Raw genomic sequence first — 9,880 nt, forward strand, 5'->3', positions numbered from 1 at the left:
TCTATATGCCCCCGGCCAGCCGCCCGCCCACGGATCAGGTGAAGCGGCGCCCGAAGGACCGCAAGGCCCAGATCGCGCGGGCCGCGGCCGATGCGTTCAGCGAGCTCGGCTACCACGCGGTCAGCATGGAAAACATCGCGGCGCGCGTTGGGATCTCGGCCGCGGCACTGTACCGGCACTCCCAAGGCAAGTACGAACTGTTTCGGGATGCCGTGCTGGCACTCGGTCAACATCTGGTGGACGCCACGGCATTCGTCGACGGGTTGCCCGCCGACGCGGACCCCGAACATACACTGCGGGCACTGATCCGTGCCCTGATCGACATTACGATTGTCAACCGCACCGCCGGCGGGCTGTACCGCTGGGAAGGCCGCTATTTGCACGGCGATGACCAGCAAGCGCTGGCGAACCAGATCAAGGTGGCCAACCGGCGCCTGCAGCGGCCGTTGATGGCGATTCGGCCGGAGCTGACCTCACGCCAGCGCTGGACGCTGTCGGCGGCGACGCTGAGCGTGATCGGCAGCATCACCGATCACCGATCCCGCCTTGCCACCGGCGAGATTCGCGCCACGCTGACCGACATCACCACCGCGCTGCTGTTCGCCGAGCTCCCCACCAGGCCCGCCGGCGATGTCAAACCACAACGGCCACAGGCGATCACGAGGTCTGCGGGGAGTTACGAGCTACTGCTGCACGAGTCGATGCGGCTGTTCCACGAGCGCGGCTACCGCGAGACCAGCATGGAGGACATCGCGGCCGCGGTCGGTATCCCGGTGGCCGGCATCTATCAGTACTTCCCGGGCAAGGCGGACATCCTGGGTGTCGCCTACCGGCGGGCAGCCGATCAACAGTCCGGTGACCTGTCCACCGTGCTGGCCCTCAACAGCGATCCCGAGGCGGCGCTGACGGGGCTCATCGACGCCTACGTCGCGCGGTCACTGGCCAACCCCGAACTGGCGCATGTGTATTTCACCGAGCGGCACAATCTTCCGGAGGCCGACGCGGTGATGCTTTACAACATCCAGCGGTCCACCGTCGAATCCTGGGCCCGGCTCGCCGTGGCCGCCCGGCCGGAGCTGACCATGGGCCGGGCCCGTTACGCCGTGCACGCGGCCTTCGCCCTCGCCGTCGATGTCGGCCGGTTGTCCGGGCCGGGTGCGGACCAGAGCGCGTATGCCGTGCTGCGGCGGCTGATGGAGATCACCCTCCTAGGCAGGGCCGTGACTGGCGAGCAGACGTAAAAGTCCGCGCACGCCCGGCGTGTCGCGGGCTTTTACGTCTGCTCGCGCACTCCTGGCTACCGGTCCGCCACCACTAGGACCGTCGACAAATCCCGCGGGTCGACGCGGACGGGCACTTGGGCGCCCGCCGTGATGTGCGGCGCGGTCGACAGTTCCAATGCGACGCGTCGGGTGGCGCGGTATTCATCGCGCTCGGGCAGCCGGACATCGAGCACCAACTCGTGCCAAGCGCCCAGTGCGGTAGTCGCGACGTTGCGCCGGATGCCGGCAATGGTGGCGACGCCGCTGAGACCGTCTCGCATCAGCCGTTCCCGATCGGCGTTGAGCGCGTTGAGTTCTGCGAGATATCCCAGCGCCGCCCGCTTGTCGGCACGGGTGACCCGCTGGCCCGCGCTGGCCTTCCGTGCCCTCTCGAACCAGCCCATGGGGTCAGAGTAGCGTTGGCGCATGTTTCGCATGACCGTGCAGGACGTATTCGTCATCCGCGGCCGCGGTGCGGTGGCCACCGGCCGGGTCGAGTACGGAGAATTGCGCGTCGGTGATCAGGTACGCATCAATGACGGGCCTTCGGTACGAGTGGACGCCATCGAGCAATTCCGGAAGAAGGTGGACACCGCGACCACTGGCGACAACATCGGCATCCTGCTGTCCAAACTGAAGAAGGACGACCTGGCCGCCGGGGACGTCATCACCTCGTCGGGTGCCTTTCTGTCCTAGCCGGAAGAGACCCGCGGGGCGGGGTTGGGCAAAGCGGTTGAATTGCCCGGCGCGACCTCTATTGTCGTCCCATGGCGACCGGCGGTCTCCCCCATCTGCACAGGGAGCTGTCCAACCGCCAAATACAGTTGATCGCGATCGGCGGTGCGATCGGCACCGGCTTGTTCATGGGGTCGGGACGCACGATCACCCAGGCCGGCCCAGCCGTCGTCGTGGTCTACGCCGTGATCGGATTCTTCGTATTTTTCGTGCTGCGCGCGATGGGCGAACTGCTGCTGTCCAACCTCAACTACAAGTCCTTCGTCGACTTCGCCGCCGACCTGTTGGGACCGGCCGCGGGATTCTTCGTCGGATGGTCCTACTGGTTTGCCTGGGTGGTCACCGGCATCGGTGAAATCGTTGCGATCGTGGGCTATTCGCGGTTCTGGTGGCCCGACATCGCGTTGTGGGTACCGGCGTTGATCACGGTCCTGCTGGTGGTGCTCATCAATCTGTTCAGCGTCCGCAACTTCGGGGAGATCGAGTTCTGGTTCGCCTTGATCAAGATCATCGCGATCCTCGGACTGATCGTGGTCGGGGTGGTCCTGGTAACCGTCGGCTTCGTCTCCCCCACCGGTGACCTCGCTACGGTCGGAAACCTCTGGACGGGCGGTGGATTCTTCGCCACCGGAGTCATGGGCCTGGTCGGTGGTTTCCAGATCGCCTTCTTCGCCTTCGTCGGCGTGGAACTGGTCGGCACCGCCGCGGCCGAAACAGCCGATCCCCGACGCACTCTTCCCCGGGCCATCAACGCCGTTCCGATGCGCATCGCAATTTTCTATATCGGTGCGCTGCTGGCGATTCTGGCGGTGGTGCCGTGGCGGAAGGTCGCCAGTGGTGAGTCGCCGTTCGTGACCATGTTCGCTCTGGCCGGCCTGGGCGCCGCGGCGTCGATCGTGAACTTCGTCGTGATCACATCGGCGGCTTCGTCGGCCAATTCCGGCGTATTCTCCACTGGGCGAATGCTTTTCGGTCTTGCTGACGAAGGCAGCGCCCCGTCGGTATTCAGGCGACTCAACCGTGGCGGGGTGCCGGGGTCCGCAGTGCTGTTGACCGCCCCACTGTTGCTGGTCGCGATCCCGCTGCTCTACTTCGGCGGTTCGGTGATGGATGTCTTCACCGTGGTCACCACCGTCGCCTCGCTGCTGTTCATGTTCATCTGGACGATGATCGTGATCAGTTACCTCGTCTATCGCCGGCGGTATGGCGCGCGGCACACCGAATCGATCTACAAGATGCCCGGCGGCGTGACGATGTGCTGGGCGATCCTGGCGTTCTTCGTATTCGTCGTCTGGACGCTGTCCACCGAACCGGATACAGCGGCCGGGATGATGTGGTTCCCGGCGTGGTTTGTGCTGTTGGCTGCGGGCTGGTTGATCGTTCGGCGCAGACCCGGCCGCGCCGAGCGGTACCGGATGTTCCAGGACGAGATGAACCGCCCGGCTGGACAGGTATGAGGCAGCAGGGTTGGGATCGGTAGCCGTGCGGCGGATGTGTAGTTGGCGCAACGACGACGCCAACGAGGCGCGCCCCACGAGAGGAAGACAACACCATGAACATCGTTCCCGCCGGCATCGAACAGCAGATCAACCGCGTCGACCGGCAGCGCAGCCTGTGGATCGGCATCAGCCTGGCCGTCGTGGCCGCCGCGTCCTTCTTCCGGCTGCTCTGGATGGTCTACATCTCCATGACGTTCGGCTGGTTCGCCGGGTCGGTGGCCTTCAGCCTGGTGTTCACCGCCATCGTCGGAATCGCCGCGGCCATCGGCGCGACCGGATTCCTGACTCGCTACTACAAGGGCGCCGATTCAGACCGGCGTTGACCGACCGCTGGAATGGTTCCGGACCCTCAGGTTCGGAACCATCTCCCGTTTGAGGGCCGGCCTCAACGGTCGACGATCCGGTTCAGCGTGCTGTCGAACAGCGCGTCGAAGGGTTGTTGATGGCCGGTGCTGGCCGCGCCGGTCAGGATCAACCCCGAGGTGCGCGCATAGGAGTAATAGTCGATGCGCGTTTCGTCGGACGGGTCGGTGCCGATCGTGGTGGTGACCGAATAGCGGAACCGTTGCGGCCCGCCGCCGGTGCGCGTGTCCTCGAGGATACGAACGGTGTAGCTACCCGCGGCGGCACTGCTGAACTGCAGGCACCGCGACACCTGAGAGGTGAATGCGTCGAACCCCGCGGAGTCGAACTCCCGGCCGATCATCAGTCGAATGTCCCTGCGGGCGGCGACCTCCGGCGGATCGGCGCGGTCATGTCCGAAGACCTCGGCCGCGTCGAAGGCGCCGGTGGACGCCACGCCGAGCACCGAGAAGCACTCCACCGGGTTGATGCCCAGGCCCTCGTCGTCGACGTGATACCTGAAGTAACCGAACGTATCCGACAGTTGCTTGATTTCGCTGACCGTCCAGGAGGCCGGGAAGTCCTGTTCCCTGGGCAGCAGGTCGGCCAGCTGCCGATCGTTGAGTGCGGCAAGGTTCGGGGCCAGTGCGCCCTGGCTTGAATTATCTTGATGGCGTTCGGATTTGAGCACGGCCGGGACCGAAACCAGCACCGCCGCCGCCGCGATGACGCACAGCGCGCCGGCGATCAGCCAGGGAGTTCGCGAATTCACAATGCACGCAACCTTTGCAGCGTGCGTGCCGCAATCTGCTTCGCCCGGCCGAGTTCGTCGCCGTCCAGGTAGATCGTGCACTCCAGCAGCACGCCACGCACGGCGTAGTACGCGACGTGGTAAGTCGAAGCCGGGTCACGTCCGGCGATCGGTTTGAACGTGCGGGTCACCGCGACCGCTGCGTCGGCGCCCTCGGCCGAACGCGCCTCGACCGACGTGGTCACCTCGCGCCGGTTCTTGACCTCGCCGTCCAGGAAGTGGTTGGTGACTTGGTATGAGCCGCACCGGTCCAGCCAGTCCGAGTACTGGGCGATCTGCCCCGGACCGTCGTCGACGACCCAGATCGCGAAGCGGGCGTTGGGGCCGTGCTCATGCGACTCCCCGGTAGCTGCGGCATCGGCCGGCGGAGCGTCCTGGACGAACAACTGGGCGTACCGGTCCACGTGTACGAACGCGGCCAGCGCGGAACCGGCATGGTCAAGTACGGCGGGGATGTCCCTGCAGCTGTCCGGGGCATACAGCGCGGCAACCGGACCCTGGCTTTGCGGACCCGACGCTTTGGAGACGGTCTTGGATACGGGCGCCGTCGCGGGGCGCTCCAACCGTCCGGTCAACGAATAACCCCAGTCCTGCGGGAAATCGGTGCTCACCGGCAGCGCGGTCGCCAGCGCCCAGTTGGTGCGCGTGGCCAGGCTGCCGATGGTCGAGCGCGGTGCGGTCACCAGCACGCCGGCCGCACACATACCGAGGACGACAACAGCGGCTCCACCCACCAGACGCGGCCAGAGAGCGCGGCGCGACGCGACGGGAGTGGGGGCGACGGCTGCCATCCACTCTCCTCCCCGCGGGCCGGCCAGCGCGGCACCGCATCGCCACCGGGGTTTGCCGGGCGTAACACTATCGCGGCACGGCCGCAGAAAAGCCGATCGACACAGCGGTTACGCTCGCCAAGTGCCGATGATCGATCTGACGTACGTGCGCGGATCGATACGTGATGACGCGCTACGGACGCTGGCCGACGAACTGGTCACGGCGCTGCTGCGAGCCGAACGTGCGCCGGACACCCCGTTCCTGCGGGACAACACCGTGGTTTATCTGCACCCGACCGACCCTGAGGCGCAGTTGGTCGGCGGGCGGCATCCCGGCGAACCCCGGTTCCGGGTTGATGTGACAGCGTTCGACGCGGCATTGTCGACGGCGGGTAAGGAGCAGCTGGCCGCTGATGTACATGCGGCGGTCTGCGCGGCGGCGGACATAGACCCGGGGGGTCCGCGCGCATACCACGTGTGGACATTGATCCACGAAATACCGGAAGGAAATTGGGCGGGCGCCGGCAGAGTCGTATACCGCCGCCACGTGCAGGATCTGACGGATGAGTCTTGAAGGGGGTGCCGGGTTGTCGGTGCAGGATCGCGTGGCGGTGGTTACCGGTGGCGCGTCGGGAATCGGCGAGGCCATCTGTCATGAGCTCGGCCGCCGCGGTCACCGAGTCGCGGTGCTCGATATCGACGGCGGCGCCGCCGGGCGGGTCGCCGCAGAGCTGGGTGAAAACGGTGTCACCGCAACGGGTATTGAGGTCGACGTGCGGGACCGCCCCGGCGTCGAGGCTGCGTTCGGCGCGGTACGAGCCGAGCTGGGTCCAGTCGCCGTCCTGGTGACCAGTGCGGGCAAGGCGGCGTTTGCACCCTTCGCCGACATCACCGTCGAGTCGTGGGCCGAGATCATCGACATCAACCTGACGGGAACCTTCCACTGCTGTCAGGTCGCGCTGCCGGACATGGTCGCCGCGGGGTGGGGCAGGATCGTGATGGTGTCCTCGTCGAGCGCGCAGCGGGGCTCGCCCAACATGGCCCACTACGCCGCCGCCAAGGGCGCGGTCATCACCCTGACGAAATCGCTCGCCAGCGAGTATGCGCCGCACGGGATCACGGTCAACAACGTCCCACCGTCCAGTATCGACACGCCGATGTCGCGGCAGTGGCAGGCCGAAGGCAGACTCGGCGCGCCCGATCAATTGGCGAAGCGAATTCCGGTGGGCCGCATGGGCTCCGCCGATGACATCGCGGCTGCGGTCGGCTTCTTGTGCTCGCCGGAGGCAAGTTTCATCACCGGCCAGGTGCTCGGGGTCAATGGCGGCGCGGTGATGTGATGCGGACCCGCTGCGCCTCTTAGTGGCGTAGCGTCCCAGTCATGGCCGATGAGATCAGCTACGTCGACGCCAACGGGCTGCGGTTCGCCTATCTCGAGGAGGGTTCCGGGCCGCTGGTGCTGATGCTGCACGGGTTCCCGGATACCGCGCATTCATGGGATCACCTGCGACCGCGGATCGCCGCGAAGGGGTACCGCGCGGTCAGTCCGTTCATGCGTGGATACCACCCGAGTGCGATTCCGGACCGCGACCCCGACCAGGAGACGCTGGCCCGCGACCCACTGGCGTTGATCGACGCACTGGGCGCCGCAGAGGCCATCCTCATCGGGCATGACTGGGGAGCCTCGGCCGCCTACGGTGCCGCGGGTTTGCGCCCCGACCGGGTACAAAAGCTGTTCGTGATCGGCATCCCGCACCCCGCCGCGCTCAAGCCGACACTGAAAAAGATCTGGGGCGTGCGGCATTTCGCCGCCTACAAGCTGCCCGGTGCACCAAAGCGATTTGCGCGCAACGATTTCGCCGCATTGCCGGAGATCTACCGGCGCTGGTCGCCCACCTGGGCCCCCGAGCCCGGCGAGTTCGACGCCGTGCGCGCCAGCTTCGCGAACGACGCCAGTCTGAACGCGGCGTTCGGGTATTACCGCAAGCTGTCCCCGGTGCCGTCCGCGTCGCTGAAGGCGCGGATCACGGTGCCCACAGTGGTTTTCGCCGGTCTCGATGACCCGATCGCCGAACCGGCCGACTATCGGTTCGCCGCGCGGGTATTCGACGGCGAATACATCGTCGAAGAGGTACCGGGTGGCCACTTCATGCACCGGGAACACCCCGAGGTGTTCGCCGAACGGCTGCTGAACTATTTGTAGCTAACGCTCACCAGATCCGGGTGATATTTCGCGGCCATCCGCCGCAACCCGTCCCGCCAGTCCACCGTGCTGCCGTCGCCGATGAGTTCGTGCAACCGGGTGACGTCGACGGGGTTGCCGCGCAACGCCTGGGCGCTTTCACTGAACACCGGCTCGCGGCCGACCAGCGTGCCGAGATAGCCACACCACTCCTGGATGCTGACGATCTGATCGCCGGCCCAGTTCACGGTGGTCGCCGGAACCGAAGCGGCCGCAAGCAGTTTCGGGATGGTGGCGATGATGTCGTCCTGGTGGATCGGGTTATAGCGGGCCGGTTCCCCGGGCGGTACCGGAATCGGGATGCCGCCGAGCATCATCTCCATGTGGTAGAACGGCCAGCCGCCGTTGTCCCCGTAGGGCACGTTCAACCGCGCGATGATGGTGGGCAATCCCAACACCCGCGCGGTCGACCGGGCCACCGCCTCGCCGGCGATCTTGGAGATCGAGTAGGTGGGAAACAACGGTTTGTGGTTGTCCCCGAGCGCGGCGCTTTCGGCGCGCACCGCGTCATCGGGCGGGTCGTAGACCGCCGCCGACGAGCAGTGCAGGAAAGCTTTCGCGTCCCGGCAGTGCGCCATCAGCAACCCGACCGATTCGGCGTTGGCGGCCAGATCCTTGTCCCACTTCCCGCTTTTCGCCACGGCCAGATTCAGCACGTAGTCGAAGTCGGCGGGCAGACCGGTGAAATCGCCGGCGGCCAGGTTGACCCCCGCGCAGCGCACCCCGGACTGCTCAAGGGTGGTGCGGGCCGCGGCGTCGGTGAACCGGGCAATGCCCCACACTTCGTTGTCGGCCGCGAAGGCCAGGGCAACCGGGGTGGCGACCTGGCCGGTCACGCCCGTGATCAGGATCTTGGAGTCGCGCATGCGCTGATCGTATGCGGATGCCGAACGTTGCCGCCGGGTGGTCAGCCGTCGATACCGTCGGCCCCCTGAGTCCCGTTGAATCCTGCTCCGCTGGCGCCGTTTTGGCCACTGGCTCCCACATGCGATCCAGGGGGGCCAAAACCCGTTCCGCCCTGCGCGCCGACGCCGCGGGTCCCCTGCGTGCCGCCATCGCCGCCCGTCCCTCCGGTACCGCCGCTACCGGTAGCGCCCTGCAGGCCCGCCAACAACCCGCCGCGTCCGCCGGATCCGCCCTGGCCGCCGTCGCCACCGCTGCCGCCGTCGCCGCCGTGACCCGCGTCGCCACCGTCACCACCGTCACCGCCGATGGCCAGCGTGCCGCTGCGGGCAGCTCCGCCGGCCGCGCCCGCGGTGCCATTGCCGCCCATGCCGCCGGCGCCTCCGTCGCCACCGGTACCGCCGTGGCCGCCCGAGCCGCCATCGCCGAGGAGCCATCCGCCGGCGCCGCCGCTGCCGCCCGCGCCGCCGGCGCCAGCATTACCGCCGCGGCCCCCGGTACCGCCGTCGCCTCCGTCGCCTCCGTTGCCGCCCAGGGCGTCGCCGGAGGCGAGAGTCGTGTCCTGGGCGTTGTTCGGGATCAACGGAATCGTCCCACCAGCACCGCCATTGCCGCCCCGGTCGCCGCCACCGCCGAATCCACCGGCGCCGCCGTTCCCGCCATCGCCGCCGTTGCCGACCAGCAATCCGCCGCGACCGCCGGCGCCGCCGGCGCCGCCGGCACTGCCGTAGTGTCCGGATGTGCCGGTACCGCCGGCACCGCCGTTGCCACCCGCACCGCCAGTGGCGGTGCCGCTATGGGTGACGGTGTAGCCCCCTTGACCACCGGCCCCACCGTTGGCGCCGCCGCCGCCCCCGGCGCCGCCGTCACCGCCGCGGCCACCGACGACGTTGCCGGTCACGCCCGCGAAATCGGTATCGGCGCTGCCGCCGTCGCCACCCACACCGCCGTTGACCCCGGCCGTTCCGGGCTGGCCGTTGACGCCGTTGCCGCCCGTGAGTACTCCGTTGACCACGGTGTTGCTCGGCCCGTCCCCTCCGTCCAGGAGCGGGTTGGTAGAGGTGGTCGGGTTGGTGCCGTTGGCCCCGGTCCAACCGACGCCCCCTCGTCCGCCATTGCCTCCGGTGCCTAACAAGCCGGCGTCTCCGCCCGCGCCGCCACGACCTCCGCCCAGACTCAGCGCTGTGGCGGCCCCGCCGTCGCCGCCGTTACCGCCGCTTCCGTACAGCCATCCGCCACTGCCCGTTGAGCAGGTGCAGCCGGTTGGCGAACTCGTGGCGCTGGGCGCGCAACGCGGTGCTCATCACTCACACCGT

General features: G+C 67.6%; 12 protein-coding genes. 7 read left to right on the top strand and 5 right to left on the bottom strand.

Annotation, left to right across the window (positions count from 1 at the left end; genetic code table 11):
- The first annotated feature begins 5 nt into the window (after positions 1–5).
- On the top strand, positions 6–1,241 hold the full coding sequence (locus tag A5645_RS23820) for a TetR/AcrR family transcriptional regulator (RefSeq protein WP_065131280.1): 1,236 nt from the start codon (positions 6–8) through the stop codon (positions 1,239–1,241).
- A gap of 56 nt (positions 1,242–1,297) precedes the next feature.
- Here A5645_RS23820 and A5645_RS23825 read toward each other — a convergent pair whose 3' ends face one another.
- On the bottom strand, positions 1,298–1,666 hold the full coding sequence (locus A5645_RS23825) for a hypothetical protein (RefSeq protein WP_065131267.1): 369 nt from the start codon (positions 1,664–1,666) through the stop codon (positions 1,298–1,300).
- A 22-nt stretch (positions 1,667–1,688) separates the two neighbouring features.
- On the opposite strand from A5645_RS23825, the gene A5645_RS23830 reads away from it, so the two are divergent.
- The 3 genes from A5645_RS23830 (at position 1,689) to A5645_RS23840 (ending at position 3,819) form a co-directional block, all read left to right on the top strand.
- Positions 1,689–1,958, top strand: a complete 270-nt coding sequence (locus tag A5645_RS23830; protein ID WP_065131268.1) for an EF-Tu/IF-2/RF-3 family GTPase — start codon at positions 1,689–1,691, stop codon at positions 1,956–1,958.
- 71 nt (positions 1,959–2,029) lie between these two features.
- Complete coding sequence (locus A5645_RS23835; protein ID WP_065131269.1) at positions 2,030–3,454, top strand: amino acid permease; 1,425 nt, start codon at positions 2,030–2,032, stop codon at positions 3,452–3,454.
- Between the two features lie 95 nt (positions 3,455–3,549).
- The gene (locus A5645_RS23840; RefSeq protein ID WP_065038359.1) at positions 3,550–3,819 is read left to right on the top strand and encodes a hypothetical protein; all 270 of its coding nucleotides are present in this window, start codon (positions 3,550–3,552) and stop codon (positions 3,817–3,819) included.
- A gap of 62 nt (positions 3,820–3,881) precedes the next feature.
- On the opposite strand, the gene A5645_RS23845 is transcribed toward A5645_RS23840, so the two are convergent.
- A complete protein-coding gene (locus A5645_RS23845; RefSeq protein WP_436405521.1) occupies positions 3,882–4,550 on the bottom strand; it encodes a hypothetical protein in 669 nt (222 codons plus the stop codon).
- A gap of 56 nt (positions 4,551–4,606) precedes the next feature.
- The gene (locus A5645_RS23850; RefSeq protein ID WP_065131271.1) at positions 4,607–5,440 is read right to left on the bottom strand and encodes a hypothetical protein; all 834 of its coding nucleotides are present in this window, start codon (positions 5,438–5,440) and stop codon (positions 4,607–4,609) included.
- Between the two features lie 121 nt (positions 5,441–5,561).
- Between A5645_RS23850 and A5645_RS23855 the strand changes: the two genes are divergently transcribed.
- The 3 genes from A5645_RS23855 to A5645_RS23865 are packed head-to-tail and all read left to right on the top strand — an operon-like array spanning position 5,562 to position 7,622.
- The gene (locus A5645_RS23855) at positions 5,562–5,993 is read left to right on the top strand and encodes a tautomerase family protein (protein WP_065131272.1); all 432 of its coding nucleotides are present in this window, start codon (positions 5,562–5,564) and stop codon (positions 5,991–5,993) included.
- Positions 5,983–6,759: an SDR family NAD(P)-dependent oxidoreductase gene (locus A5645_RS23860; RefSeq protein ID WP_065038362.1), complete on the top strand. Its 777-nt coding sequence runs from the start codon at positions 5,983–5,985 to the stop codon at positions 6,757–6,759. Before A5645_RS23855 ends, A5645_RS23860 begins: the two co-directional genes overlap by 11 nt.
- A 41-nt stretch (positions 6,760–6,800) precedes the next feature.
- Complete coding sequence (locus A5645_RS23865) at positions 6,801–7,622, top strand: alpha/beta fold hydrolase (RefSeq protein WP_065131273.1); 822 nt, start codon at positions 6,801–6,803, stop codon at positions 7,620–7,622.
- Here A5645_RS23865 and A5645_RS23870 read toward each other — a convergent pair.
- Together A5645_RS23870 and A5645_RS28905 are read right to left on the bottom strand one after the other, a co-directional pair.
- Positions 7,613–8,527, bottom strand: coding sequence for an NAD-dependent epimerase/dehydratase family protein (locus A5645_RS23870; protein WP_065131274.1), 915 nt, complete (start codon positions 8,525–8,527; stop codon positions 7,613–7,615). The genes A5645_RS23865 and A5645_RS23870 overlap by 10 nt on opposite strands.
- Before the next feature lie 41 nt (positions 8,528–8,568).
- Entirely contained in the window at positions 8,569–9,792 is a 1,224-nt protein-coding gene (locus A5645_RS28905) for a hypothetical protein (protein ID WP_436405522.1), read from the bottom strand.
- Positions 9,793–9,880 lie beyond the last annotated feature (88 nt).

The organism is Mycobacterium asiaticum, assembly GCF_001673635.1.
In the GTDB taxonomy this organism is placed as follows: domain Bacteria; phylum Actinomycetota; class Actinomycetes; order Mycobacteriales; family Mycobacteriaceae; genus Mycobacterium; species Mycobacterium asiaticum_C.